The sequence below is a fragment of the Thermolongibacillus altinsuensis genome, from assembly GCF_004341205.1.
Lineage (GTDB): Bacteria > Bacillota > Bacilli > Bacillales > Anoxybacillaceae > Thermolongibacillus > Thermolongibacillus altinsuensis.
Genome location: NZ_SLUL01000004.1, coordinates 22,892 through 48,703, shown reverse-complemented (window position 1 = coordinate 48,703; position 25,812 = coordinate 22,892). Strand labels below are relative to the sequence as shown.

27 protein-coding genes and 1 riboswitch are annotated in these 25,812 nt (G+C 40.5%); of the genes, 14 read left to right on the top strand and 13 right to left on the bottom strand.

Features of this window, described 5'->3' with window-relative positions; genetic code table 11:
• The first annotated feature begins 2 nt into the window (after positions 1-2).
• Positions 3-941, top strand: coding sequence for an ABC transporter ATP-binding protein (locus tag EDD69_RS04480; RefSeq protein ID WP_132947774.1), 939 nt, complete (start codon positions 3-5; stop codon positions 939-941).
• A gap of 100 nt (positions 942-1,041) precedes the next feature.
• On the opposite strand, the gene EDD69_RS04475 is transcribed toward EDD69_RS04480, so the two are convergent.
• Positions 1,042-1,233 (bottom strand): hypothetical protein, encoded by a 192-nt coding sequence (locus EDD69_RS04475; RefSeq protein WP_132947773.1) that lies wholly within the window; start codon positions 1,231-1,233, stop codon positions 1,042-1,044.
• An 87-nt stretch (positions 1,234-1,320) separates the two neighbouring features.
• On the opposite strand from EDD69_RS04475, the gene EDD69_RS15245 reads away from it, so the two are divergent.
• Together EDD69_RS15245 and spxA are read left to right on the top strand one after the other, a co-directional pair.
• Entirely contained in the window at positions 1,321-1,479 is a 159-nt protein-coding gene (locus EDD69_RS15245; RefSeq protein ID WP_165871727.1) for a hypothetical protein, read from the top strand.
• A 240-nt stretch (positions 1,480-1,719) separates the two neighbouring features.
• Positions 1,720-2,130, top strand: a complete 411-nt coding sequence (gene spxA / locus EDD69_RS04470) for a transcriptional regulator SpxA (RefSeq protein ID WP_132947772.1) — start codon at positions 1,720-1,722, stop codon at positions 2,128-2,130.
• A 100-nt stretch (positions 2,131-2,230) separates the two neighbouring features.
• Here the strand turns inward: spxA and cls are convergent, their stop codons facing one another.
• Positions 2,231-3,742, bottom strand: coding sequence for a cardiolipin synthase (cls, locus tag EDD69_RS04465; RefSeq protein ID WP_132947771.1), 1,512 nt, complete (start codon positions 3,740-3,742; stop codon positions 2,231-2,233).
• Between the two features lie 58 nt (positions 3,743-3,800).
• On the bottom strand, positions 3,801-4,463 hold the full coding sequence (gene mecA / locus EDD69_RS04460; protein ID WP_132947770.1) for an adaptor protein MecA: 663 nt from the start codon (positions 4,461-4,463) through the stop codon (positions 3,801-3,803).
• 265 nt (positions 4,464-4,728) lie between these two features.
• On the opposite strand from mecA, the gene EDD69_RS04455 reads away from it, so the two are divergent.
• Together EDD69_RS04455 and pepF are read left to right on the top strand one after the other, a co-directional pair.
• A complete protein-coding gene (locus EDD69_RS04455; protein ID WP_132947769.1) occupies positions 4,729-5,937 on the top strand; it encodes a competence protein CoiA in 1,209 nt (402 codons plus the stop codon).
• Between the two features lie 40 nt (positions 5,938-5,977).
• Positions 5,978-7,777 (top strand): oligoendopeptidase F, encoded by a 1,800-nt coding sequence (pepF, locus tag EDD69_RS04450; protein WP_132947768.1) that lies wholly within the window; start codon positions 5,978-5,980, stop codon positions 7,775-7,777.
• Between the two features lie 27 nt (positions 7,778-7,804).
• On the opposite strand, the gene EDD69_RS15240 is transcribed toward pepF, so the two are convergent.
• The 5 genes from EDD69_RS15240 to EDD69_RS04430 form a co-directional block, all read right to left on the bottom strand.
• On the bottom strand, positions 7,805-7,981 hold the full coding sequence (locus EDD69_RS15240; RefSeq protein WP_165871723.1) for a hypothetical protein: 177 nt from the start codon (positions 7,979-7,981) through the stop codon (positions 7,805-7,807).
• Between the two features lie 235 nt (positions 7,982-8,216).
• Positions 8,217-9,098, bottom strand: a complete 882-nt coding sequence (locus tag EDD69_RS04445; RefSeq protein WP_132947767.1) for a ClpXP adapter SpxH family protein — start codon at positions 9,096-9,098, stop codon at positions 8,217-8,219.
• Positions 9,095-9,505, bottom strand: a complete 411-nt coding sequence (locus EDD69_RS04440; protein WP_132947766.1) for a globin domain-containing protein — start codon at positions 9,503-9,505, stop codon at positions 9,095-9,097. Before EDD69_RS04440 ends, EDD69_RS04445 begins: the two co-directional genes overlap by 4 nt.
• Before the next feature lie 100 nt (positions 9,506-9,605).
• The gene (locus EDD69_RS04435) at positions 9,606-10,235 is read right to left on the bottom strand and encodes a lytic transglycosylase domain-containing protein (protein WP_132947765.1); all 630 of its coding nucleotides are present in this window, start codon (positions 10,233-10,235) and stop codon (positions 9,606-9,608) included.
• Between the two features lie 3 nt (positions 10,236-10,238).
• Positions 10,239-10,823 (bottom strand): CYTH domain-containing protein, encoded by a 585-nt coding sequence (locus EDD69_RS04430; protein ID WP_132947764.1) that lies wholly within the window; start codon positions 10,821-10,823, stop codon positions 10,239-10,241.
• Positions 10,824-10,972: 149 nt separating this feature from the next.
• On the opposite strand from EDD69_RS04430, the gene EDD69_RS04425 reads away from it, so the two are divergent.
• From EDD69_RS04425 to EDD69_RS04405, 5 genes are all read left to right on the top strand, one after another.
• The gene (locus tag EDD69_RS04425; RefSeq protein WP_132947763.1) at positions 10,973-11,347 is read left to right on the top strand and encodes a UPF0738 family protein; all 375 of its coding nucleotides are present in this window, start codon (positions 10,973-10,975) and stop codon (positions 11,345-11,347) included.
• Between the two features lie 299 nt (positions 11,348-11,646).
• Positions 11,647-12,282 carry a GTP diphosphokinase gene (gene yjbM / locus EDD69_RS04420; protein WP_132947762.1) on the top strand — a complete coding sequence of 212 codons (636 nt, stop codon included), beginning with the start codon at positions 11,647-11,649 and terminating at the stop codon, positions 12,280-12,282.
• Positions 12,283-12,302: 20 nt separating this feature from the next.
• Entirely contained in the window at positions 12,303-13,094 is a 792-nt protein-coding gene (locus EDD69_RS04415; RefSeq protein ID WP_132947964.1) for an NAD kinase, read from the top strand.
• 16 nt (positions 13,095-13,110) lie between these two features.
• On the top strand, positions 13,111-14,013 hold the full coding sequence (locus EDD69_RS04410; protein WP_132947761.1) for an RluA family pseudouridine synthase: 903 nt from the start codon (positions 13,111-13,113) through the stop codon (positions 14,011-14,013).
• Between the two features lie 234 nt (positions 14,014-14,247).
• Positions 14,248-14,391, top strand: a riboswitch (cyclic di-AMP (ydaO/yuaA leader).
• 130 nt (positions 14,392-14,521) lie between these two features.
• On the top strand, positions 14,522-16,357 hold the full coding sequence (locus EDD69_RS04405; RefSeq protein WP_132947760.1) for an APC family permease: 1,836 nt from the start codon (positions 14,522-14,524) through the stop codon (positions 16,355-16,357).
• A 17-nt stretch (positions 16,358-16,374) separates the two neighbouring features.
• Here the strand turns inward: EDD69_RS04405 and prpE are convergent, their stop codons facing one another.
• Both prpE and EDD69_RS04395 read right to left on the bottom strand, forming a co-directional pair.
• Positions 16,375-17,115 (bottom strand): bis(5'-nucleosyl)-tetraphosphatase PrpE, encoded by a 741-nt coding sequence (gene prpE, locus EDD69_RS04400; RefSeq protein WP_132947759.1) that lies wholly within the window; start codon positions 17,113-17,115, stop codon positions 16,375-16,377.
• A gap of 111 nt (positions 17,116-17,226) precedes the next feature.
• Entirely contained in the window at positions 17,227-18,402 is a 1,176-nt protein-coding gene (locus EDD69_RS04395) for an FtsW/RodA/SpoVE family cell cycle protein (protein ID WP_132947758.1), read from the bottom strand.
• Between the two features lie 280 nt (positions 18,403-18,682).
• On the opposite strand from EDD69_RS04395, the gene mgtE reads away from it, so the two are divergent.
• The 3 genes from mgtE to EDD69_RS04380 all read left to right on the top strand — a co-directional run bounded on the left by mgtE (position 18,683) and on the right by EDD69_RS04380 (position 21,433).
• Positions 18,683-20,050: a magnesium transporter gene (mgtE, locus tag EDD69_RS04390; RefSeq protein ID WP_132947963.1), complete on the top strand. Its 1,368-nt coding sequence runs from the start codon at positions 18,683-18,685 to the stop codon at positions 20,048-20,050.
• A 91-nt stretch (positions 20,051-20,141) separates the two neighbouring features.
• Entirely contained in the window at positions 20,142-20,918 is a 777-nt protein-coding gene (fabI, locus tag EDD69_RS04385) for an enoyl-ACP reductase FabI (protein WP_132947757.1), read from the top strand.
• A 122-nt stretch (positions 20,919-21,040) separates the two neighbouring features.
• Positions 21,041-21,433: a CotO family spore coat protein gene (locus EDD69_RS04380; RefSeq protein WP_132947756.1), complete on the top strand. Its 393-nt coding sequence runs from the start codon at positions 21,041-21,043 to the stop codon at positions 21,431-21,433.
• 14 nt (positions 21,434-21,447) lie between these two features.
• On the opposite strand, the gene EDD69_RS04375 is transcribed toward EDD69_RS04380, so the two are convergent.
• Genes EDD69_RS04375 through EDD69_RS04365 form a run of 3 tightly spaced genes read right to left on the bottom strand, consistent with a single transcriptional unit; the run spans position 21,448 to position 24,844 of the window.
• Positions 21,448-22,608, bottom strand: a complete 1,161-nt coding sequence (locus tag EDD69_RS04375; protein ID WP_132947755.1) for a glycosyltransferase family 4 protein — start codon at positions 22,606-22,608, stop codon at positions 21,448-21,450.
• Positions 22,605-23,561 (bottom strand): NAD-dependent epimerase/dehydratase family protein, encoded by a 957-nt coding sequence (locus EDD69_RS04370; protein ID WP_132947754.1) that lies wholly within the window; start codon positions 23,559-23,561, stop codon positions 22,605-22,607. The genes EDD69_RS04375 and EDD69_RS04370 overlap by 4 nt, the downstream gene beginning before the upstream one ends.
• Positions 23,558-24,844, bottom strand: coding sequence for a UDP-glucose dehydrogenase family protein (locus tag EDD69_RS04365; RefSeq protein WP_132947962.1), 1,287 nt, complete (start codon positions 24,842-24,844; stop codon positions 23,558-23,560). The genes EDD69_RS04370 and EDD69_RS04365 overlap by 4 nt, the downstream gene beginning before the upstream one ends.
• Before the next feature lie 154 nt (positions 24,845-24,998).
• Here EDD69_RS04365 and EDD69_RS04360 point away from each other — a divergent pair, with 154 nt between their 5' ends.
• Complete coding sequence (locus EDD69_RS04360; protein WP_132947753.1) at positions 24,999-25,799, top strand: UTP--glucose-1-phosphate uridylyltransferase; 801 nt, start codon at positions 24,999-25,001, stop codon at positions 25,797-25,799.
• The last annotated feature ends 13 nt before the right edge of the window (positions 25,800-25,812 follow it).

Below are 25,812 nucleotides of genomic sequence, written 5' to 3'. Positions count from 1 at the left end.
TAATGGAACAAAAACAAAAATTAGTGGAAGTTAAAAACTTGAAGCAATACTTTAAAGTTGGCAAAGGACAAGTCGTCAAAGCAGTTGACGATGTGACATTCGATATTTACAAAGGCGAAACGCTCGGTCTTGTTGGTGAATCTGGTTGCGGTAAATCAACGACTGGACGGACGATTATCGGTTTATATCAAGCGACAGCTGGCGAAGTGTTGTTTAACGGCGTGAACGTTCATGCGAAAAAATCAGCGAAAGAAACGAAAGAATTGAAGCGAAAAATGCAAATGATTTTCCAAGATCCGTATGCATCGCTCAACCCGCGCATGACCGTTGCCGATATTATCGCGGAAGGAATCGATATTCACGGATTGGCGAAAACAAAAGAAGAACGCATGAATCGCGTGTACGAATTGCTTGAGACGGTCGGATTGAACCGCGAACATGCGAACCGTTATCCGCATGAATTTTCCGGTGGGCAACGCCAGCGTATCGGTATTGCTCGTGCACTTGCGGTAGAACCAGAATTCATCATTGCCGATGAGCCGATTTCGGCATTAGACGTATCCATTCAAGCGCAAGTGGTTAACTTGATGAAAAAATTGCAACGTGAAAAAGGATTGACCTATTTGTTTATTGCCCACGATCTTTCGATGGTGAAATATATTAGCGACCGTATCGGTGTGATGTATTTTGGAAAATTGGTTGAATTAGCAGATGCGGAAGAGCTGTATCGCAATCCGATTCATCCGTATACAAAATCGCTTCTTTCAGCTATTCCACATCCAGACCCGGAAACAGAACGGACGCGTCGCCGAATCATTTACGATCCGTCTCAGCACAACTACAAAGATGGAGAAGAATTACGCATGCGCGAAATCACTCCAGGTCACTTTGTTTACTGCTCTGAGGCAGAGTATGAAAAATATAAAGCTATGTATGGTTGATCTCTCGTTTTGAGAGATCTTTTTTTTATAAATTGATGGGAATTATTATACAATATTTTGATTAATTTGACTATTTTAATTTTAAAAAAATCTCGAGTTTTTATCTCGAGATTTTTTTGCCTCCGACGAGTTTCCAACCTGTTTGTGTATGCGCGGTTTGGAGCGTATGTTCTTTCTTTTTAGAACCTCCAAACAAATTTTCGCCAATGCCGTTTACAATGACGCCCATTAAGGCAGTGATGCCAATGACTAAAATCGCTACAAGCGTAAAGTCGATAAAAAATTGGACCATCGTTCTCCCCCTTTGTTGTCAATCATCTATAAGATTTAAGTTGAGTTTCCGACATATCTCATCATGAATAGAAGGCGCTTTTCTGCCATGGGCGGCAAGATTTTTCTTGCCGCCCGGCATGCTAGAAGCATGCCGATCCCGAACGTAAAACGCATGGCATGTCTGATGGCGTTTTCGTTCGGGGAAGTGGCAGAAAAGCTTGTTCATGTCGGAAAATTAAGCTTATCATATATACTTCCATTTTAGAGAAATTTTTGCCTATAAGCAATCCTTCACATACGCGCTTTTATTGAAACTTATTCAAATCCTTTTTCGTATATATAAATGGCTGGTTGAAATGATAAAAAAATTGTATCTTTCTAAACTTTTTTGTTGTATAATTTACAATGTGAGCTTTTTTAAATTAATTTTAACATAAGATGTGTTCTAATACAGCATGTGCGTTTTCATACAAGATGAACCCATTTACAAGGGAGTGATGAATGGATGGTTATTTTATATACGTCTCCAAGCTGCACATCTTGTCGGAAGGCAAAAGCTTGGCTCGAGGAGCATGGAATTCCTTATAAAGAAAGAAATATTTTTGCGGAACCGTTGACGGTTGAAGAAATTAAGGAAATTTTGCGCATGACCGAAAACGGCACAGACGAAATTATTTCGACTCGTTCGAAAATTTTCCAGAAATTAAATATTCAATTGGATTCCATGCCGTTGCAAGATTTGTACGAGATCATCCGGCAAAATCCAGGCATATTAAGACGACCAATTATCATGGACGAGAAACGTCTGCAAGTTGGATATAATGAAGATGAAATTCGCCGCTTTTTGCCGCGGAAAGTGCGCACATATCAGCTTCGCCAAGCGCAACGTTTAGTGAACGAAAAAGGCTTAGCTTAAGGGCTAAGCCTTTTTGCTTTATCATAATTAAGCTTCCGACATAAGCTTTTCGGTCCATCTCTCGAACGAAAACGATCGTATCAGTGTAAAGGGGAATGGTTCAAAGTAAAGGGGATAACAATCTTGATGTCGACTCGATGATTCGAATCCAAAGAGGTCGCTTTTTAAATACTTCATAATCAATTTTGCTAGAATCATGGATATCTTGAATAAAATCATGGACAAGCGTTTGGACGCTAGCTGTTTGATATAAAAACGCATTCACTTCGAAATTTAAATGAAAGCTACGCATATCCATGTTTGCTGTGCCGATGGAAGCAAGCTCGCCATCGACAACGATGATTTTGCTATGCATAAATCCTTTTTCATATTCGTAAATGCTGACCCCGGCTTCTAATAACTCTGGAAAGTAGGAACGAGAAGCGTAAAAGACAATCTTTTTATCCGGACGTTTCGGGACGAGCAAGCGAACGTCCAATCCGCTTAAGGCAGCTACTTTTAAAGCTGTTAAAATGTCTTCGTCAGGAATGAAATAAGGAGAAGCGATCCAAATCGATTTTTGTGCAGATGTAATCATCGCAAAAAATAAGTGTTTAATGACTTCCCATTGGGTATCAGGACCGCCGGCTACAAGCTGAACTCCGCCGTTTCCGCAATCTTCCATGAGCGGAGGAGATAAATAATTGAGCGTTAACAATGTTTGGCCTGTCATGTAATACCAATCTTGCAAAAAAATCAGTTGTAACGTTCGCACGGCTTCACCGCGAATCCATAAATGCGTGTCGCGCCAAAAGCCAAAATATTCGTTTTTTCCTAAATATTCATCACCGATATTCAATCCGCCTACAAAGCCAATTTCTCCATCAATGACAACAATTTTTCGGTGGTTGCGGAAATTAATTTTATTATTTAAAAACGGCAAGCGCACAGGAGAAAACGGCACCATTTCGACCCCAGCTGCTCGAAGCTCTTCAATATACTGCTTCGATAATTTCCAACTTCCAACGGCATCATATAAAAAACGAACATGAACCCCTTTTTTTGCTTTTTCGATCAGAATATTTTTCAGTTGTTGTCCGACTTCGTCATGGCGAACGATGTAATATTCCAAGTGAATATGATGCGTTGCTTTTTTTAGTTCAGCAAAAATAGCTGAAAACGTTTCTTCCCCATTGGTTAATACTTTTGTTTCGGTTGCAAACGATACAGGACTTTTCGTTAATCGTTGTGCCAGTTGCATTAAAGGACGCTGGTGGTCTTTGATTTGAACGTTTTTCGTTTGGTTGCGGCTGCGATTTCCTTCAATTTTCATAAACGTTTGTTCATCCAGCATCGCCTTTTTGCGAAATAGCCGCTTTTTTCGATAGTTTTGACCGAATAGTAAATAAAAAATAAAACCGAGAAGAGGGAAGCTTCCAAGTACAACAAGCCATGTCAACGTTTTGGTTGGATGGCGATTTTCAAGGAAGATCACAAACGAAATAAAAATGACGGATAATGTTATCAATAAACTGAGAGATCCGAGAAGCCATCCTTCCCAATAATCTTTCGTGAAAACGAGTAAAAAAACAAGGGATAGTAAAAAAATGACAACTTTCAGTGCGTTTCGCAATGATCTTCACCTAACCCTAGCCAAAAAAAACCGATTTCAACTTATTTTGAAATCGGTTTTATTGTATTGGAAAATGCTTGGCAAGCGTCGCTAAAGCATTCGAAGCAATAATTTCTTTTCCGTATTCTTCGAGGCGATAAATGGTCATTTGCGAATCCAATCCGTACTCTAATAGCACGCTCAGCAAATTATCGATATCGTAATCGGTATCTTCCTCTGTAAATTCAACGAATAAGTAGTACTGATTCTCAAAAGCAAACAACCGATTATTTAAGTTTGAAAAGTCGCGACGATGAGCGAGAGAAATAAGATCTTCGAGATTTTTAAAGCGAATGACAAATTGAAGCGGATTGTCGTTGATTTCATTTGTTTGTGTAATATGGAAATGTTGATCTAACATTTGTTCAATTTTTTCATCGACAGGAAATTCTTTAAATTTTTCATCGAGAATTGGCAGTTCCAATTTACTTCCATCTTTAGAAAACTGGGCTTTTGTCACAAGGACCTCCAGCCCTTTTTCGAGCGCCTGCACTTGGATCCAAAGCGGGCCTTCTAAGTAGAAGTCTGTCTCACCATGAATTTCATCCATCATTTCCCAAAACAATTCTTCGCTTCTCTCGCGATTGTACCAAATTTCTTCGCGGTCAAATCCGCGCTCTTCGATATCTCCATACGATATATAAAGTTTTAATGTATGATCATTGATGCGTTCGATTTCCAACTTCATCTCTCCCTTCCAAATCGAATAATAAATGAAGGGATTTTATCCCCGAGCGTTCTCGCTTTTTGACAAAGGCGTTATTTAGAATCTTGTACTTCTATTGTATGATAAAATGCGCAAGAAGGGAAATAAAAAAAGCCCAATTCAAAAAATTTGGTCATTCTCCTATTTGTATTATCATATCCGGAAAGAGAAATTTACATGATTGCAGAAGGAGGTTTTTTATAAAAAGCGAATAAATCCAAAAAAGAAAGGATGTGATCATGTGTTTGTTGCCCTTCGTGAAAACGGGGAGCGATGTTCATTGTTAGACGGCTGGACGATGGATCAGTTGCGGCAACTGCGAAAAAGCGAACGCTTTTTTTGCCCTGTTTGTGGTGAACGGGTTCAACTGAAATTAGGAAATAAGCGCTCTCCGCATTTCGCTCATAAAAAAATGTGCGTTGTGCAAACGGAACGAGAATCGCTTGAACATTTGCTCGGGAAGGAACATTTGTATACGTGGCTGAAGCGACAAGATGTTGATGTGCATCTCGAACCATATTTACCGCAAATTCAACAACGCCCCGATTTACTCGTTTGTACTTCGAATCATTTATATGCGCTTGAATATCAATGTTCTCCCATTCCCACAGCATTATTTCAAAAACGAACGAACGCATACCGAAAAGAAGGGATGATCCCGATTTGGATTCTTGGTTCAAACCATTTTCGCCGCGTCAGTACGCATGGTGTCAAATTATCCACTTTTCATTGGTTGTTTGTTGACGGATCCATGCAAATCCCGCTCCTTCGCTTTTATTGTCCAATGACTAAACATTTTCTTCAATTAACTCACTTCATTCCGTTTTCTTCTTCGCTCACATACGCTACCCTGCATATTTCTCCTTTATCATCGTGTTCGTTTGATGATTTTCTCTGTTCGCCTCGCATTTCCTTTCCTTCATCGTTCTGGACTGAATGGAAAAGAAAAAAGGGACAATGGCGCCTTTCTTATCCGCTTTATCGCAATGGAACAAACGAAAAATTTTACGCCTACGTTTATGCCGCGCATCTTTCTCCAGCGCTCTTTCCAGTTGAAGCAGGGCTTCCAGTTGCGCATCTTTATTGGTTTGAAACGCCCGCATTTATTTGGCAAACGTATCTATTGCTTGAAATCATGAAACGGCCGCTTTATGCCACATTTTCTTTTCATGAAATATATGAAGAAATGAAACGATTCATTAGACGAAAGATGATTCAAATACGAACGTTGCCGCTTGTGATGAATAGTCATTATTCATATGCGTTGATGGATTATTTATGTTTGCTCGTTCGTGTACGATTGTTAAAAAGAGTCGGAAAAACAACATTTCAACGCATTCGGGCTGTGCGAATTCCAAACACGATGGAAGAAGCGATTTGGTTGGATGAACAAATCATACAAATGTTGACTTTTGATCAAAAAGAGGATTTTCTTAAAAGTAGAGAATAATATATAAGTAAAAGTTTTTGATAAAAGAGGAGTGATGTTGATGGCAAAAACGTTGCCGAAACGCGAAGAAATTCCGGTTGAATATACGTGGCGATTAGAAGATATTTTCGCAACCGATGAAGAATGGGAAAAGGAGTTTGCGGAAATTAAACAAATGCTTCCGAAATTTTCGGAGTATAAAGGGAAGCTTGGGCAATCTGCTTCATTGCTTTATGAAGCGTTGCAATATCGCGATGAAGTATCGATGCGTCTCGGAAAATTGTATGCGTATGCGCATATGCGCTATGATCAAGATACGACAAATGCGTTTTATCAAGGATTGAATACGCGGGCAGAAGGTCTTTACGCTGAAGCAGCGAATGCGATGTCCTTTATCGTTCCGGAAATTTTATCGATTGACGAAGAAACGTTAAATCAATTTTTAAACGAAAAAGAGGAATTGAAGTTATATGAGCATGAATTAGACGAAATTAATCGTCAACGTCCGCATGTATTGTCGGAAAAAGAGGAGGCGTTGCTTGCGCAAGCGGCGGATGTGATGAATGCATCAAGCAATACATTCAGCATGCTGAACAATGCTGATTTGCGTTTCCCAACGATTGTGGATGAAAACGGCGAAGAAGTGGAAGTAACCCATGGGCGCTATATTCGTTTTCTTGAAAGCGAAGACCGCCGCGTTCGCCGCGATGCGTTTAAAGCGGTATACGATACATACCGAAAATATGAAAATACATTCGCCAGCACATTGAGCGGTGCGGTGAAAAAGAATAACTTTTTTGCGCGCGTTCGCAATTATCAATCCGCTCGTGAAGCGGCATTAAGCAAAAATCAAATTCCGGAAAGCGTCTACGACAATCTGATAGAAACCATTCATAAACATCTGCATCTTTTACATCGATACGTCGACTTACGCAAAAAAGTGCTCGGTGTCGATGAACTTCATATGTACGATTTATACACGCCGCTTGTGAAAGAAGTAAAGATGAAAATCACGTATGAAGAAGCGAAAGACCTTTTATTAAAAGGGTTAGCGCCACTTGGGGAAGAATACGTCAACATCGTTCGCGAAGGATTGGAAAATCGCTGGGTTGATGTTCATGAAACAAGAGGAAAGCGAAGCGGAGCCTATTCTTCAGGATCTTACGGAACCAATCCGTACATCCTCATGAATTGGCAAGATAATGTCAATAACTTATTCACATTAGCGCATGAATTCGGCCATTCTGTTCATAGTTATTACACGCGCAAATACCAGCCGTATCCGTACGGTCATTATTCGATTTTTGTCGCTGAGGTTGCTTCTACGTGCAATGAAGCGCTTTTGAATGACTATTTGTTAAAGACAATCGATGATGAGAAAAAGCGGTTATACTTATTGAATCATTATTTAGAAACGTTTCGTGGAACGGTTTTCCGCCAGACGATGTTTGCGGAGTTTGAGCATATGATTCATCAAAAAGCGCAACAAGGAGAGGCGTTGACAGCGCAATTGCTCACAAGCCTTTATTACGATTTAAATAAAAAATATTTCGGCGACGGAATTGTGATTGATGAAGAAATCGGCTTAGAGTGGGCGCGCATTCCGCATTTTTATTACAACTACTATGTATACCAATACGCAACAGGATTTAGCGCGGCAACAGCGTTAAGCAAGCAAATTTTAGAAGAAGGAACACCAGCGGTAGAGCGCTACATTGAGTTTTTAAAAGCGGGAAGCTCGGACTATCCAATCGAGGTGTTGAAAAAAGCAGGAGTCGATATGACGTCTGCTGCTCCGATTGAAGAAGCGTGCCGCGTATTTGAGCAAAAATTAAATGAGTTAGAAGCATTGCTTGCATAAAAAAAGCGGGGGCATCCCCGCTCTTTTTTAGCGAAATCCGCGAAAACGATGGCGAGCGTTTAATCGATAGAAAAAGATAAAAATAAGAAAAAACAACAAAGGAGAAGAGATGAGAAGCGGAAAAAGATCCATAAGCGCCAAGAAGTGAAGAAAGACAGCGATGAAAATGAGCAATATGTAAAGAAAAGAAATTCCTTTTTGCAAGCGATATTCCCTCCTTTTTGCTATGTGTATGTCGTAATTATGACAAATATGTGAACGATCACATAAAGTACTTGCCAAGACAATCTTAGGTTTGTTAGTATATAAACGTGAAGTGAATCACAAGCAAACAAACTTATACCCCTTTGTTTGACCGTGAAAAATTTCTCCCATCCCCTTTGTTGTCTTTACGACAAAGAAAAGGACTTGGCTTCGGCCAAGTCCTTTTCTTTTATGCTCATCCAATGTATCGCCAAAACGTTCCGTATTTCACAGGAATTTTTTCTACCTTTCTTTTTAGCATTAATTTTTTCATTTCCCGTTCCGCTTCGTTTAGAGGTAAGTCGTACACCGTCGCAATTTCTGCCGTGGCAACAAAATTAAAGTGACGTAAAAATTCTTCAAGTGGAGGTGGAGGCGATGGCTGAGGATGAAAATTTAACATTTCATGGATTAAATCAACATAAACATCGTACGGGTAACAACCAGAAATTTTAATGCCTTCTTCTTCAATATTTTCATTGAAAAATACGAGCGTTGGAATTTCTTGAACATCCATTTCCACTGTAATTTTTAAATCGCATTGCAATGCTTTGGCTGCACTAGCGGAATATAAATCGTTCACAAATTCGTCCACATCCAGTTGAACATGTTTGGCGCATTCAATAAGTACGTTTGGATCGGATATGTTCTGTTTTTCAAGGAAGAGAACTTCTTGTAATTTGCGTAAAAAACGAATGCTTGCTTTCCGGCCTTGCAGTTCTGCAGCTTTCACTGCGAGCGAAGCGGCATACGGAGTAGAGATCGGATTTTCAAACCATAGCGTTCCATCGCACGACATGCCAGAACGGCTTGCTGTTTTTTCCCATATTTCTGCAAGGCTCTCGAATCTTTGTTTTTTCGTGATGTTTAATCTGGCGATTTGTCCGCTCAAAACATGTTTTAACGTGAAAACGTGCCCGTACTCAATCCATAATTTTTTCATGACAGGTTCAAGCGCCCAGCATTCGGGACAGAGCGGATCGATAAACATGTAAATTTCAAGCGGTTTTTTTTCGTGGCTGCAATGCTGGGAGAAAAACGGAGCCGTCTGTTTTTTCCCAGCTACCTTCTCGCTCACTGAAATACTCCTTTCTCTATTTCGTCTTCTGGAGTGTTGATCATATGATGGGCTGTTAAGACGAGGCGTTGATAAAATTCGTCGCGAATGGGACCTTGTAAGCCGACGGCATCCATCGCTTCGCTCATACAGGCAAGCCACGCTTTGGCACGTGTCGGCGTAATGGCAAAAGGCAAATGGCGAGCGCGTAACATTGGATGGCCATGTTCAGCTGTATAGAGAGGTGGCCCTCCCAAATATTGCGTTAAAAATTGTTTTTGCTTTCTCGCCGTTTCCGTTAAATCTTTCGGGAAAATGGGTGCAAGATCAGGATGGTTAGCCACGCGTTTGTAAAACTCATCCACTAGCATTGAAATCACTTTTTCTCCACCGATTGCTTCGTATGGTGATTGAAACTGCTCAGCCATATTGTTGACCCCTTTAAATAAGAATGATGTGGTAACCTTATTGTAACAACGGAAGACAATAATCTCAAACAAAGTGACTCAACGCGGTAGGGCATATTGACTATGCATAATACGTCTGTAAAATTTTGCGAACATAGGTCATTGTTTCTTTAAACGGCGGAATGCCGCCATATTTGTCTACATTTCCAGGTCCAGCGTTATAAGCTGCCAATGCTAAAGCAATGTTTCCGTTATAGCGATCTAACATTTGGCGCAAGTATTTTGTCCCGCCCTCAATATTTTCGGCAGGGTCATAGATGTTTTGGACGCCAAGCATTTTAGCGGTGCTTGGCATTAGTTGCATCAGTCCCGCCGCACCGGCGCGGCTTGTGGCATTTGGATTGAAATTCGATTCGTGACGGATGACCGCTTTAATTAATTTTGGATCGATATCGTATTTTTCAGCTGCACGAGCGATCAATTCGTCAAGTGAGTCGCCTGTATTCGTTTGTTTTAAAGATGGATCAGAATGCAAGGTCGCGGCTTTTTCTTCAGGTTGCATTGGCGAATGATTTGAACTTATTTCAGCAGCATGGCTTGGCATTGTTTCATTCAAGCGATCTGAAACCGTTGTGCTCAACAAGTCGTTTAATAATGTTGAAAACATGATTGAATTGCTTTCATTTTCTTTTCTGCCGAGGTTTTGCAATGCTTGTAATTCCATCCATAGTTTAATTTGCTGAATGTTCATCGTTCATCCCTCAACTTCGTATTTTTTCAAATAAAAACGCTCGATTTTATTTTTTGTTTCGCGCTTCGGAATTTGGAATTTTTCTAATAACGATTGAAAAATTTTTTCTCCTTCGCTCCGATTGGTTGCTTCATATTCCATTTCGTAATCATCAACATTTAAATAGTGGCTATGGTCTAGAACGATCAGCCCGCCTTCATAACTTCGCTCGGCTCGTTTGGTTATGAGCGTTCCAAAATACTGAACAGATGATGGGACGATCCCTAAATTCGTTAATTGTTCAGCTATTTTGCCAAATGGAATCGTTTCTCCGTTCAATAGGCGTTGTGCTTGTTCTTTGGAAAGAAATTCGTGTGTTTCTAACAGCCCTTCTGCATGCGGCTGTTTTAATGTGAGCGTGTACGTTTCTTTTTTGATGCGTAGACGGAGAGCGCTTCCTTTTTGCTTTAGCTGAAAATCACTCGTATCGAAATAGTGATTTTCTTGTTTGTTAAATTCATTTTCATTTATTTGAAGAGCTTCCTTTAATCGGAGAAATTCCTCTTTGGTCAATAAATTTTTAAATTCGATTTCGACTTCTTGATTCATTTCGTTTTTCTCCTCTTTACTTTTTTCTATTTTTTATTATGTCGTTCAGCAAGCAAAATGGCAACCGTTCAACACGAGGAGGGGGAATGTGGTAAAATAAAAAAGCAAGCATATGTTACAGCGAAGGTCGAAAATGGAGGAAGGATTCAATGCAGAAAAAAATTTACATCGATTCGGTTGAGAAAAAAGAGGATGGCATCTATTTGATTGTTCAATCGCATTCGTTTTCGCTCGAAAACGCAAAAGCAAAAAGATATATGCTCGTTGATTCGGATCATTTGTCGTTTATATATATCATGGAAGTAGGGGATGAATTTGTTTATGTGGTAATGCCGCAGCATGTTTGGCCGAATTTAAAAGAGGCGATGTTAACAAACATTCCTGTTTTTCTAAAAAGCAATGAAGTTGTGATTGAATTAGAAGGAATGAAAGAAGAGTTAACATATTTAATTGACAATATTAAAGGAAACGCTAACTACGGTGATGAAATGGAAAAAGCAGTGACTGAAATGTTCTCTGTATAGAGCAGGCTTCATTTTCTGACTGAAGGAGCTTTTAAACGAAAGCGCAATCGAGCACGTGCATGCGATGGTCAGGATTTGGCTGTTAGCGCAAGATTTTTTCTTGCACAGGAACATGAGAAATTCAACTTCAACATATATATGATAAGCTTCATTTTCCGACATAAACAAGCTTTTCTGCTTCTAGCATGCCGGGGCGGCAAGAAACATCTTGCCGCCTATGGCAGAAAAGCGGTCTTCTATTCATGATGTGATGTGTCGGAAACTCAACTTGAATCTATATAGTAGTAGTAGGTGATCTCATGGACAAACATTGGGATTTCTTTTTGGCGCCATATAAACAAGCGGTTGAGGAATTAAAAGTGAAATTAAAAGGGATGCGTGCGCAGTTCGAAATGCAAGGAGTTCATTCTCCGATTGAGTTTGTAACTGGGAGAGTGAAACCGGTTGCCAGCATTCTTGATAAGGCGCAAAAGAAAAATATCCCGCTTGATCAATTAGAGGAGAAAATGCAAGATATTGCTGGATTGCGAATGATGTGTCAATTCGTTGATGATATTAAAACAGTTGTCGAGCTGCTTCGGCAACGAAAGGATTTTGAAATTGTCGAGGAGCGAGATTACATTACCCAAAAAAAAGAAAGCGGTTATCGTTCCTATCATGTTGTGATTCGTTATCCTGTTCAAATGATTTATGGTGAAAAGAAAATTTTAGCTGAAATTCAAATTCGAACATTGGCGATGAATTTTTGGGCAACGATTGAGCATTCTTTAAATTATAAATATAGCGGTCGCTTTCCGGAAGATATTAAACTTCGATTGCAGAGAGCAGCGGAAGCCGCTTATTTGCTCGATGAAGAAATGTCGAAAATTCGCTTTGAAATTCAAGAAGCGCAAGCCGCTTTTTCGCGTAAACAAGAATTGAAAGAAGATGAATAAAGGGGAAGAGGGTGAAATCAATGAAGTTTGCGGTGACATCCAAAGGGGATCCTACTTCGAATGAATTAACGCATAAAATCCGAACCTATTTGTTAGATTTTCAGTTGGAATATGATGAGGATCAACCAGATATTGTCATTTCTGTTGGCGGTGATGGTACGCTTTTATATGCGTTTCACCGCTATCGAAGCCGGTTGGAAAAAACGGCGTTTGTCGGTGTTCATACAGGACATCTAGGATTTTATGCCGATTGGGTGCCGGATGAAATCGAAAAGCTTGTGATTGCGATTGCGAAAACGCCTTATCAAGTCGTAGAATATCCGCTGTTAGAAGTGATTATTCGCTATGTCGGGGGCGGAAGAGAGGCAAGATATTTAGCCTTGAACGAATGTACCGTGAAAAGCGTCAGCGGTACGCTTGTGATGGATGTTGAAATTCGAGGGGATTTATTTGAAACGTTTCGCGGAGATGGGTTATGTATTTCAACCCCTTCTGGAAGCACAGCCTATAATAAAGCGTTAGGCGGAGCGATTTTGCATCCGTCGCTTGAAGCGATTCAAGTGGCAGAAATGGCATCGATTAATAATCGTGTTTTTCGTACGATTGGCTCTCCGCTCATTTTGCCAGCTCATCATACATGTATGCTGAAGCCGGTCAATAATGTTGATTTTCAAATTACCATTGACCATTTATCGTTATTACATAAAGATGTCAAGTCGATTCAATGTCGCGTTGCGGATGAAAAAATTCGTTTTGCTCGCTTTCGTCCGTTTCCTTTTTGGAAGAGAGTGCGCGAATCGTTTATCAATTAAATGAGAAAGGGAAGAGATGGTGAAACCGTTTCAGCTCAGTTGGAACATAACAGAAAAGGATGAAGGAAAACTTGTACGCGAGTTTCTGAAAGAGCAACACATTTCTAAAACGGCGCTGACCGACATCAAATTTAAAGGCGGAGGCATTTATGTAAACGGACAAGCGGTGACTGTCCGACATCTTCTTCGGGCAGGAGAGCATCTCGAAGTTCATTTTCCGCCGGAAAAAAAGAGTGCCGAAATGATAGCGGAACCCATTCCGCTCGATCTTGTATATGAAGATGATTATGTGTTAGTCGTTAATAAACCGCCATGTATGTCGACGATTCCTTCGCGTGAACATCCGCATGGCACATTGGCGAACGGATTGTTGTATCATTATGAAAAGCAGCAATTGTTTACGACGGTGCATATCGTTACGCGGTTGGATCGAGATACATCTGGATTGGTGCTTGTGGCCAAACATCGTCACGTTCATCATCTTTTGTCCGAACAGCAAAAGAAAGGAAAAATTAAACGGCGGTACGAAGCCATTTGCCATGGGCATTTAAAGCAAACCGCCGGGACGATTGATGCGCCAATTGGCAGAAAAGGCGACAGCATTATTGAAAGAGAGGTACGCGAAGACGGTCAGCGTGCGGTAACTCATTTTCGCGTATTAAAGTATGTGGATGATATGACTTATGTTTCTTTGCAATTAGAGACGGGACGAACGCATCAAATTCGCGTTCACCTTTCTTATCTCGGTCATCCGCTTGTAGGGGACGATCTTTACGGTGGAAAACGGGAAAAAATTGCACGGCAAGCGTTGCATAGTCGAGAATTAACTTTTTTCCATCCGTTTTTACAAACGACGTTGACATTTCAATGCGATTTGCCTAATGATATGAAGCAATTATTAACAAAACTAAGTGAGTAAGAAAGCTCTCACTTCAAATTAATGAGAGTAGTTCAAAAGGTGTTCGGGCGTCAAAGTTATGTATCCGATTACATTCGATGGAAAAGGGCGATAACGTTTAGAAAAATAAGAGATGAAATGAAAATTGATGAAAAAAGCCGATAAAATGAAGTAAAACCCCATTCAATCCCTTCCTTCTGCTTCTTTACAATGGCTATTGAAGAGAGTAAGATATCAGCTGTAACTTATTCAATAGCATAGAGATCGCTGAATCCGTAATGGAGCGGGGGAACCAATTTTGTAACGTCATGTTACTTGGGGTGAGTCCTTGAAAAAGGAGGGGCTACTCTCATGGCCCTAACCCGACAGCTAACCTCGTAAGCGTTTTGGGAGGGATGTAGGTATGAGAATTGTCTATTGGTAACCGTTGAGTACATCCTCAACGGTTTTTTTGTTTTTTGAACAGTGATGCGAAAAGATGCAATTTCAACAGAAGATTTTACAAACATTCCAAAAAGGAGTAGGAACGATGGCTTCTTTAAAACGGTTATTAATTGGTTCACCAATGGAAACGAAACGGTTAAAACATGAAAAATTGCCAAAGTGGAAGGCATTAGCGGTGTTTTCGTCTGATGCGCTTTCGTCTGTTGCTTATGCAACGGAAGAGATCTTGTTAGTGCTCATGTTGTTCGGAACGAGTGTTTTCTTTTATTCATTGCCGATTGCGTTGGCGATTTTAGGGTTGTTATTGATTGTGACGCTATCTTATCGCCAAATTATTTACGCTTTTCCATCTGGCGGTGGCGCTTATGTGGTAGCGAGAGATCATTTAAGCACGACGACCAGTTTAGTCGCTGGTGCGGCATTGATGATTGATTATATTCTTACGGTTGCTGTTAGCATTAGTTCAGGGGTCGCTGCGCTTACTTCCGCTTTTCCAAGCTTGCTTCCTTGGAAAGTGGAAATCGCGATTGCGCTTGTGTTGTTGCTGATGATTTTAAATTTGCGCGGGATTACAGAATCAGCGACGGTGTTTGCGTATCCGACCTATTTGTTTATTATATCCGTGTTAGTGCTGATTGCCGTTGGCGGATGGCAGTTATGGCATGAAGGATGGCATGGATTTAACTATAAAGAGCATGCTTCTGCTGAGCATTTCTTTACGTCAGGCTATGGAATGTTTATTTTATTAAGAGCTTTTGCTTCTGGATGTTCGGCAATGACGGGAGTAGAAGCGATTAGCAACGGCGTTCCGGCGTTTAAACCGGACAGTTCAAAAAACGCGGCCATTACCATGGGCTGGATGTCGTTGTTATTAGGAACGATGTTTTTAGGAATTACGATTTTAGCGGCTGGATTTGGCGTGACACCAATGGAACATAAGACCGTAATTTCGCAAATTGGTCATCATGTCTTTGGAAATAGCGTGTTCTTTTATCTGTTTCAAATGATTACGATGTTGATTTTAATATTAGCGGCTAATACCAGTTTTGCTGGATTCCCGCAGCTTGTTTCTATTATTGCAAACGATCGGTTTTTACCAAGAAGTTTGGCAGCGCGGGGCGACCGGCTCGTATTTTCAAACGGAATCATCCTTCTTAGCGCATTGTCGATTTTGTTAATTGTTGTGTTTCAAGGTGAAACGCACTCTCTCATTCCGTTATATGCGGTTGGTGTCTTTCTTTCATTTACAATCGGGCAAAGCGGGATGATCAAAAAGATATGGAAAGAAAAAGAAAAGAAAAACATAGCGACTTTAGCAACGATTATGACCGGAACGTTCGTGACTGGATTAGTCACTGTGATTACGATCTTGGCGAAATTTACTCAAGGAGCTTGGTTAGTCATCGTTGCCATTCCGTTACTCGTCATCATGTTTTATAAAGTTCGTCATCATTATGAAAAGCTTGGTCAACAGTTAAAGCTGGATGAGAAAGAATGGAGAGAGCGCGAAAAAATCGTAAAACCTAAAGTGATTATACCGATTTCCGGAGTTAGCAAAGTCGTTGCTCAGTCGGTGCAATATGCAAGAAGCATTTCTAATGACATTACCGCTATTTCGATTATTTTTCATGAAGAAGAAGAACAAAAATTACGGGCGAAATGGGAAAAGTTTTATCCGGATATTGAGTTAAAAGTGATTTATTCGCCATACCGAACGATTCTCTCTCCGCTGTTAGATTATATTAATGATGTGGAAAAAGAAACAAAAGGGTCACCGATTACCGTTTTAATGCCGCAGTTCATTGTGAAAAAGTGGTGGCATGCATTATTGCATAATCAAACGGCGATTGTGTTACGATTCTTTTTAACAATCAAAAAAGATGTTGTCGTTGCAACGTTGCCGTATCACTTGAAAGAATAATCGTGTGACATGGTCGATTACTCAAAGCTGCGAAATTTTTCTTCAACATATGGCATGGAAGATGGTACGGAGACGGTTTCGAGTTCTGGGTAGCGGAAAGCGGTGAGGTGTCCGCCAAACACGCATCCTGTATCAATATTGATGGTTCGGTGAAGCATTCGCGGCTTTTTAACAGGAGTGTGGCCATAAACAATCCACGCTTCGCCGCGGTAATGTTTCGCCCAATCACGGCGGACAGGGGAACCATCAGGGTGCGTTTCGCCCGTAATATCGCCATATAAAACAAACGTTTTCACTTTTTTATCGTATTTGCCGATGTAATCAGCGCGAATGCCAGCATGAGCAATGACGAGCTTTCCGTCATCTAAAACGGCATATAAAGGAGCGTTTTCGTATAGCTTCATAAATTGGTGTCGAATCCGTTGTTGTTCATGCAAAGGGAGACTTTTCCATTCAGCGACGGTTGTTTCAAGTCCATGCGCAATTTGGACGTTTCTTCCTAAAAAGAAGCGGTAAAGTTTGTTGCAATGGTTTCCTGGAACATAGTAGGCAAGGTTTTTGTCGACTAGCTTCACAACCGTTTCGATGACTTTTAATGAATGCGGTCCTCGGTCAGCAAGGTCGCCGACAAACGCAAGTTTTCTTCCTTGAGGATGAATCGGGATTTGTTCTTGTGTCCAAACATATCCAAGCTTTTTCGTTAAGGCGACAAATTCATCAAAACAGCCGTGAATATCGCCGATAATGTCTAGTTTCAATGTGATAACCCCTTTCTATTTTGAAAAAACAGCCGCGTACATATAGCGGCTGTTTTTAACATGTTCATCGAGAAGTCTCCCACCTCTCAACAACGTGTAGGTGGGAGAGGTTCATTCTTCTGATGAAAACATAAATTTTTTCGTGCGTGAGCGAACATTTAAAACAAGGCCGATTGCTAACATGTAAGTAGCGAGCGAACTTCCGCCATAACTGATAAATGGAAGAGGTAATCCTGTGATCGGAAGCAAGCCGATGGTCATTCCGATATTTTGGAATACTTGGAACGTGATCATTCCGATGACCCCGGCACATAAGTAACTACCGAACGGATCGTGGCTTTCTAAGGCGATGTGAATCATTCGATAAATGAGTAAGAAAAAGAGTGAAATGACGATGCTGCTGCCGATAAAACCGAACTGTTCAGCGATAATCCCGAAAATAAAGTCGGTGTGTGCTTCAGGAAGATAAACATCTAAATTTTTATAGCCCTTGCCGTAAAGCTCTCCTGACCCGATCGCCAACAGTGAACGAATGAGTTGGAATCCTTGTTCGTTTGAATATTCGTATGGAGCAAGCCAGCCATAAAAGCGATTTAATTGATAATCTTCTAAAATATATTCATGGAAGAAATTAGGAAATTTAAAAAAGATAAAAACAAGAATGGCAACAGAAACGACGCCTGCCAATATGATTCCGAAAATGATGCGAAAGCGGATGCCTGAAACGAGAACGAGCGAACCGACAATCGCGGTGAAGACCATCGACATTCCCATATCCGGCTGTTTCGCTAACAGCACTAACGGAGGGAGTGTGGCCAAGGCGATTTTTCCGAGCAATTTAAAATCGTCTTCAATCGTTGGTTCCACATATTTTTCGCGATGATTTACGATGATTCGGCTAATGACGATAATCAAAAAAATTTTCATCAATTCCGATGGCTGGAAATTTCCGATACCTGGGATTGCATACCAACTTTTTGCCCCTTTAATGGTTAATGTACCCGGAGCATTGAATTCTAATCCAAGCAATAAAAGCATTCCAAAGCCATATAAATACCAAGCGATTTGGAAAAGGCGGTCATAATCAATCAGCATCGTAAGCGCGATGACAACGGCGCCAATTCCGTACCACATCAATTGTTTACTAGCAAAATTAATATTTTGTAATTTAGCAGGTAAAGAAGGCTGAGCGCTGTCAATCGCAATCGCACTTACAATCGCAAGCAAAAATAAGATAAACAATAGATGATAATCTATTTTTGGTTGTAGTGCTTTTTCGTTTTCCATTGTTTAGAACCCTTTCTTCCGTTCTTTCTAATATCATCTTAACGAATGTATCCTTTTTTGCAAATGTATTTTATGGATAGTATGAGTCAAGTTTTTGTGGGAGCTTTTTCTCCTTCCGCTTTTCTGCCAATCCAGCCGAAGAACGCTCGACGGACAAATCGATTTGTCCGATGGCGTTCTCGTTCGGAAAAAGTGGCAGAAAAGCTGGTTGATAAAATCATTCCTTCCTTGTTTGATTTTACATATTTGCTTGCAACTTCGCAAAGATTTGATAATAATAATGAAGACACGCTTTTGTCGAGAGGAGGGGGAGTTTGTGGAAAAAATTACAAAAGCCCTTGTGAATGAAAATATTGATGAGTTTCGCCAATTGTTTTTGAAACTCCACCCATATGATCGCGCAAAGTTTTATGTTGAACAAAGCCCAGAAGTTCGAAAACGAATGTATTATTATTTATCGCCGGGAGAAATGGCGGAAATTTTTGACCATCTGGATATTGAGGAAGACGAATATAAAACATATTTGTCTGAAATGGATCCGTCTTTCATCGCGCAAATGTTAGCGCAAATGTATGCGGACAATGCGGTTGATGTATTGAACGAACTAGATAAAAAAGAAGCTGCCAGCTATTTAACGATGATGGGCGATGAGGCAGCGAAAGAAATTAAAGATTTGCTTCATTATAAAGAGTATACAGCTGGAAGCATCATGACGACCGAATATATCGCCATTCATGCCAATCAAACGGTACGGTCGGCGATGCAAATTTTGAAAAAAGAAGCATTACATGCGGAAACGATTTATTACATTTATGTCATTAATGAACATAAACAACTGGTCGGTGTTTTATCATTACGCGAATTAATCGTTTCTGACGATGATCAGATGATTCATGACATTATGAACGATCAAGTTGTCTCCGTGCTTGTGGATGAAGACCAAGAAGATGTTGCACGAAAAATGAAGGATTACGATTTTTTAGCGCTTCCTGTTGTGGATGCAGCTAATCATTTATTAGGGATTATTACAGTCGATGATATCGTTGATGTTATTTCGGAAGAAGCGTCTGATGACTATTCGAAATTAGCCGGGGTTGCTGATGTTGACATTCAGCGCAGCCCGCTTGACGCAGCAAAAAAACGCTTGCCTTGGTTGATTATTTTGCTGTTTTTAGGCATGGTAACAGCTAATTTAATTAGCCGGTTTGAAGAAACGTTGCAAAAAATTGCGATTTTAGCTGTATTTATCCCTCTCATTGCTGGAATGTCTGGAAATACCGGCACACAATCATTAGCCGTTGCCGTTCGTCGCATTGCAATGGGTGATTTTTCGAAAGAAAGCAAATGGAAAATGATCGTTCGCGAAGCATTAACAGGGGTCATCATCGGAGCGACTTGTGGGTCAGTCATTATGGTTGTTGTATATATATGGAAGCATGAATTGTTTTTAGGATTGCTTGTCGGCGTTGCGTTGTTTGCGACGTTAACGGTGGCAACGGTAGCCGGAGCGCTTATTCCACTCATCATGTATCGCCTCCGCATCGATCCCGCTGTTGCCTCAGGTCCGTTTATTACAACCATTAATGATATTATTAGCATCCTCATTTATTTCGGTTTAGCAACGATGTTTATGAATTATCTATTATGAAAATTCCCTATTTTGTTATAGGGAATTTTTTGCTATAATAAAATTAATACTAGGTTCTAATAACAAATCATAATTTAAGGGGATGAAACAGATGGAATTATCGTTAAAAGGGCGGACATATGTCATTATGGGTGTAGCGAACAAGCGAAGCATTGCATGGGGAATTGCACGTTCGCTTCATGCGGCGGGTGCGCGTCTTGTTTTTACGTATGCAGGCGAGCGATTTGAAGACGAAGTTCGCAAGTTAGTGGCGACATTAGAAGATGAAACGGCGCTTGTGCTTCCGTGCGATGTAACGAAAGACGAAGAAATCGAAGCGTGTTTTCGCGAAATTAAGGAAAAAGTCGGCGTCATTCATGGCATCGCTCATTGCATTGCTTTTGCCAATAAAGAAGAGTTAAGCGGTGAATATATGAACACGACGCGCGAAGGATTTTTGCTTGCGCATAACATTAGTTCCTATTCATTAACAGCGGTTGTAAAAGCGGCGAAAGATTTAATGACTGAGGGAGGAAGCATCGTTACCCTTACATATCTTGGCGGCGAGCGCGTCGTGCAAAACTATAACGTGATGGGGGTAGCGAAGGCATCGTTAGAGGCAAGTGTCAAATATTTAGCGAACGACTTAGGAAAATATGGAATTCGCGTCAATGCGATTTCGGCTGGACCGATTCGAACGCTGTCAGCAAAAGGAGTCGGCGATTTTAACTCGATTTTAAAAGAAATCGAAGAGCGTGCTCCATTACGTCGAACAACGACGCAAGAAGAAGTAGGCGATACGGCGCTGTTCTTATTCAGCGATTTATCGCGCGGAATTACGGGAGAAATCATTCACGTTGATTCAGGTTATCATATTTTAGCGAGATAAAAAGCTGTCGTTTGACAGCTTTTTTGTTTTTTTTCGTTCAAATTGTTTCGTGTTAGAGTCGGAATGACAGGCGGAAAAAAAGCATACATATATTTTATATAAAACAGGAAGGAGGAAAAAGAGTGAAGAAGCAGCAACCGATCGAAAATGCTCCACTTCTTTATATTGTGCAACCAAATTTAGGGCCGAAGACATGTTACATGCAAAAATCATTTCGATGGCAAAGCGATAAAAAAAGACGAAATGTGAAAGGAGCAGAGACATCATTTCCTTCGCCGACATTTGCTTCGTTTCGTGAGATGGAATTAGAGGAACAGCTTCATTTTTTAGCCAATCTTCCAGAATATCTTCGTCCGGTAAAATGCAAACTGACGACGAAACAACGAAGCTATGAAGGGTTTGTTGATCAGTATGAAAGCAGAAAAGTCGTTTTTCAAGCGATCCAAAAAGGAAGAAAAATCACCATTCCCGTTGAGCAAGTGATTTCAGTTTCATTAATTGGCTTACCGAAATAATATTTCACCCCCTTTTAGCGAGAAAGGGGGTTTGTATGTTTCGTGAGCGCCTCCATGTAACATGCTTCCAAACGTTGAGCCGTATGGAAAAATTGAAAATGTTCCTCAACGAGCTGTCTTCCATTGTATGCTAGGTTTAACGCTTTTTCTTGATTGGATAAAAGGTCGTTAATCGCTTCTGCAAAAGCTTTCGGGGAATGATAATCATGAATGACGATTCCATTTTTCGAATGATGAATGACTTCTGCATTTCCGCCCCGATTTGTCGTAATAATGGGAATGCCAGCGGCCATTGCTTCATAGTGTACGCGCGCGAGCGGTTCGTGCCATTGCGAGCTGCATACAAATACATCGCCCATTAAAAAAATGTGCGGAATTTTTTCAGAAGGAATATAATTGGTGAAAATGATTTGATTTTTATATGATTCTGCTGAACGATGCAATGTTTCGATGTAATCATTCCAGCCATTTTCGCTAAACCACTTGCCGCCAACGATGACTAAAACGGCATCGGGATGAACGTTTAGCACATCTTTCATGCATTCAATAAGCAAATGAGGACCTTTTGTTTTACTTAATCTGCCGATGAACAAGATCACTTTTTTATTGGTTACTGAAAACTGTGCGCGAATCGAGTCCCGAATTTTTTTTCCTTTTGCTGTCCAAGGTAGTACGTAGTTTTCAATATTCACTCCTGAATAGACGACTTTTACTTTTTCGGATTCGATCGGGTATCTTTTCGCGATTGTTTTTTTAATGTATTCGCTGACGGTCGCGATGACGGTTGTCTCCCTTAATACTTGTTCGGCAAGTTCTTTTTTTATTTTCAATGGAGAAAACATGTCATTGTGAAGGCTTAACACGAACGCGCTGGCAGGCGAAGCTTGCTTATATAAAAGCACATTGGCAGGGCGATTAAAGACGTGAATGACATCGAATGAACGCTTTTTTAACTCTTCAGCCACGTTTTGTTCGTAAGCTTCCTTTGGAAACCGAATATATTCGATGTTATGGATTCGTTCTTTTTCAGGCAAAGAAGGATCCGTAATCGAAAAAATGGTCAACTCGTGGTTTTGGCTTAAAAATGGGGCGACGCCATCAATCATGAGTTGAATGGCTCCGCCTTTAATAGCGGGGGATGGAAGTTTCTCTGTACAAATATAAGCGATCTTCATGTTTGTTCTCCCTCATAAATCGAGCGGATATCAGCAAATTCGTATTGCAGCCCTTCCTGTAAAGTGACGGTCGGCGAATAGTTTAAACATTGCTCTGCTGTTGAAAGATCTGCCCATGTATGCTTCGGTTCTCCGATCGGATCTTTGATATAATGTTTGATCGCTTTTTTTCCGGTTAAGGATTGTAACAAGTCGATCACTTCATTCACGGATGCTCGTTCTTTTCCACCAATGTTGATCGTTTGGCCGATCGCTTTTTCGTTTCCTAAAACAGCGACTGTCCCTTTGACACAATCTGAAATATACGTAAAATCACGGGTTTGTGTTCCGTCTCCAAAAATGGTAATCGGTTTGTCTGTTAATAGTTGTTTAATAAAGCGATGAAAAGCCATATCCGTTCTTTGACGCGGGCCATAAACGGTAAAATAACGCAAAATGGTGGTTGGAATGTGAAAGTTCGTTTCATACACTTTACATAAATGTTCGCCTGCTAGTTTTGTAATCCCGTATGGAGATAATGGAGTCGGTTCCATCTTTTCATGAACCTTTCCGCTTTTTTCCCCATAGATCGAAGAAGTGGAAGCATAAATAAACTGTCGAAGCGGTATATTTTTGCACGCTTCTAGTAAACGTTGCGTGGCGGAAATATTATTTGCTGTGTACAAGCCAAATTCGTTTCCCCAGCTTGTGCGCACTCCTGGCATGCCAGCTAAATGATAAACGACGTCAACATCTTTTAACAGTTCTTGTAGATTGACCGAAAGCAAGTCGGTTGGTACGAGGATCCATCTTGGATTCGATTGAATCGCTTCTATATTTCTTTTTTTTATGTGAGAAGGGGTAGGACCGATAAAGGAATCGATTCCGATGACGATGTTTTCTTCATGTTGCAATAACGCTTCACATAAATGTGAACCAATAAACCCCGCAGCTCCAGTTACGACAATTTTCATCCGCGACCAACTCCTACGTAGCGTAATCCGCATTGCTCAATTTCTTTGCGGTTCAGGCAGTTTCTTCCGTCAACGATGATCGTTCCATTCATTTGTTTTTTTATTTCCGTCCAGTCTAATTGTTTAAATTCATCCCAATCCGTGGCGATCACGACACAATCGGCCCCTTTAATCGCTTCGTCCAGCGAGTTTACTTGCCGAACATGATGTTGATCGTGACTTAATTTTGCTTTCGGATCATAGGCGCAAACGTCACAGGTTAGTTGACTAAGCCGAGAAATCAATCGCTCGGCAGGGGAATCGCGTGTATCATCGGTATTTGGTTTAAAGGCGATCCCTAAAACCGCGATTTTTTTTGTGTGTAAATCAGGAAAGAGGGTTTTTAATTTATGAATATAGACGTCGATTTGTGTGTCGTTTACGGTTTGGACCGCTTGCAAAATAAGGGGATGGATTTGCTTGGAAAGAGCTATTTGTTCTAGCGATTTTACATCTTTCGGAAAGCACGAGCCTCCATAACCTAAACCGGCTTGTAAAAAATGTGGACCGATTCGCGGATCGAGACCAATTCCTTTCGAAACGTCATTGACATCGATATGAAAAGCTTCACAAATGCGAGCTATTTCATTGATAAAGGAAATTTTCGTTGCTAAAAAAGCGTTTGAAGCATATTTGATCATTTCTGCTCCATTCAAGCTCGTCACAATATAAGGAGCTTGAATACGCGAATACATCTCTTGAATGATTGGTAGCGATTGCGTATCGTCTTGGCGCAATCCGACGACGATTTTATCAGGATGAAGCATGTCATAAATGGCGGAGCCTTCTCGTAAAAATTCAGGATTCGAAACGATGTTAAACAATTCAGGTGAAATTTTTTTGGCCAATAATTTTTCATATATTTGTTCATTTGTTCCAATCGGGACGGTACTTTTTGTAATAATCGTTTTATAAGAATGGATGCATGGGGCTATTTCGTTGATGACTGCATCAACATAAGACAAATTCGTTTTTCCATCCGCCAGCGAAGGAGTGCCAACGCAAATAAAAATAATGGAAGCTTTTTTTACTCCTTCTTCAAGATTGGTATTGAAAGAAAGGCGGTTTGTATTTTTAGCAATGAATTCGCTTAGTCCTGGTTCATAGATGGGAATTTTACCGTTATTGAGTTCGGTAATTTTATTTTGATCTTTGTCGATGCAACACACTTCATGACCGAGTTCGGCAAGAACGGCAGCGGTTGTTAACCCGACGTAGCCAGCACCAATGACGCATATGTTCACCATCAATCACTTCCTTTAAAATAATGTGACTTTTATAGCGTATTAGTGGACATGGGTCATTGGTGACAAGAGCAGGGCCTATTTTTATTTGGACAACCTTCCCATCTTCATAGAACGAATATGATAAAGATAAAGAAAGTTGGGGGGGAAGAACGTGGTCAAAAAAGCCATTATACCAGCAGCGGGATATGGAACGAGAAGCTTGCCAATTACAAAGGTGATTCCAAAAGAGATGTTCCCAATCGGCTTGAAGCCAGCGATTCAATATGTAGTAGAAGAAGCAAGCGAAGCTGGGATTGAACAAATTTTAATCATTGTTTCGCGAACGAAAAATGTAATTGTCGATTATTTTGACCATTCTCTTGAATTAGAGGCATTTTTAGAGAAAAAAAATCAAGCGCATTTGCTGGCAAAGGAATTTATTCCGAAAACACAGCTTTATTATACGCGTCAACCTTATGCACGAGGGTTAGGAGATGCTGTGCACTTAGGGAAGGCGTTTATTGGCAACGAACCTTTTGCGGTTTTATTGCCTGATGATATTGTATTTGGTGAAGGCAAACCAGCCATTCGTCAATTGATTGACACCTATATGCAATATGGGCATAGCGCTATCGGATTGAATGAAGTGAAAGAGGAAGATTTGCATAAATATGGCGTGATTAAAGGAGAAGGATTGGCTGAAAACATGTATAAAATAACGGATATGATTGAAAAGCCGAAAACCAATCCGCCTTCTAATTTAGCGGTTATCGGCCGGTATGTTTTTACGCCTTCGCTTTTTTCATATTTGGATCGGATAAAAGTGAAAGAAGGAGAGGAAATCCAATTAACAGATGCGATAAAGGAAATGGTCGCAACGGAAACGTGTTACGGACAAGTAATCGAAGGAAGAAGATTTGATATCGGCACAAAGGAAGATTACATTTCCTTAATTAATATGATTCATTCATAAAAAAGCTAACCAC

What these genes read in the sequence shown, in the direction of transcription:
- EDD69_RS04480 (WP_132947774.1), top strand. Translation starts at nt 3, where the DNA reads ATGGAACAAAAACAAAAATTAGTGGAAGTTAAAAACTTGAAGCAATAC.
- EDD69_RS04475 (WP_132947773.1), bottom strand. Translation starts at nt 1,233, where the DNA reads ATGGTCCAATTTTTTATCGACTTTACGCTTGTAGCGATTTTAGTCATT.
- EDD69_RS15245 (WP_165871727.1), top strand. Translation starts at nt 1,321, where the DNA reads ATGGGCGGCAAGATTTTTCTTGCCGCCCGGCATGCTAGAAGCATGCCG.
- spxA (WP_132947772.1), top strand. Translation starts at nt 1,720, where the DNA reads ATGGTTATTTTATATACGTCTCCAAGCTGCACATCTTGTCGGAAGGCA.
- pepF (WP_132947768.1), top strand. Translation starts at nt 5,978, where the DNA reads ATGGCAAAAACGTTGCCGAAACGCGAAGAAATTCCGGTTGAATATACG.
- EDD69_RS04440 (WP_132947766.1), bottom strand. Translation starts at nt 9,505, where the DNA reads ATGGCTGAGCAGTTTCAATCACCATACGAAGCAATCGGTGGAGAAAAA.
- EDD69_RS04435 (WP_132947765.1), bottom strand. Translation starts at nt 10,235, where the DNA reads ATGAACATTCAGCAAATTAAACTATGGATGGAATTACAAGCATTGCAA.
- EDD69_RS04430 (WP_132947764.1), bottom strand. Translation starts at nt 10,823, where the DNA reads ATGAATCAAGAAGTCGAAATCGAATTTAAAAATTTATTGACCAAAGAG.
- EDD69_RS04425 (WP_132947763.1), top strand. Translation starts at nt 10,973, where the DNA reads ATGCAGAAAAAAATTTACATCGATTCGGTTGAGAAAAAAGAGGATGGC.
- yjbM (WP_132947762.1), top strand. Translation starts at nt 11,647, where the DNA reads ATGGACAAACATTGGGATTTCTTTTTGGCGCCATATAAACAAGCGGTT.
- EDD69_RS04415 (WP_132947964.1), top strand. Translation starts at nt 12,303, where the DNA reads ATGAAGTTTGCGGTGACATCCAAAGGGGATCCTACTTCGAATGAATTA.
- EDD69_RS04410 (WP_132947761.1), top strand. Translation starts at nt 13,111, where the DNA reads ATGGTGAAACCGTTTCAGCTCAGTTGGAACATAACAGAAAAGGATGAA.
- EDD69_RS04405 (WP_132947760.1), top strand. Translation starts at nt 14,522, where the DNA reads ATGGCTTCTTTAAAACGGTTATTAATTGGTTCACCAATGGAAACGAAA.
- EDD69_RS04395 (WP_132947758.1), bottom strand. Translation starts at nt 18,402, where the DNA reads ATGGAAAACGAAAAAGCACTACAACCAAAAATAGATTATCATCTATTG.
- mgtE (WP_132947963.1), top strand. Translation starts at nt 18,683, where the DNA reads ATGAAGACACGCTTTTGTCGAGAGGAGGGGGAGTTTGTGGAAAAAATT.
- fabI (WP_132947757.1), top strand. Translation starts at nt 20,142, where the DNA reads ATGGAATTATCGTTAAAAGGGCGGACATATGTCATTATGGGTGTAGCG.
- EDD69_RS04375 (WP_132947755.1), bottom strand. Translation starts at nt 22,608, where the DNA reads ATGAAGATCGCTTATATTTGTACAGAGAAACTTCCATCCCCCGCTATT.
- EDD69_RS04370 (WP_132947754.1), bottom strand. Translation starts at nt 23,561, where the DNA reads ATGAAAATTGTCGTAACTGGAGCTGCGGGGTTTATTGGTTCACATTTA.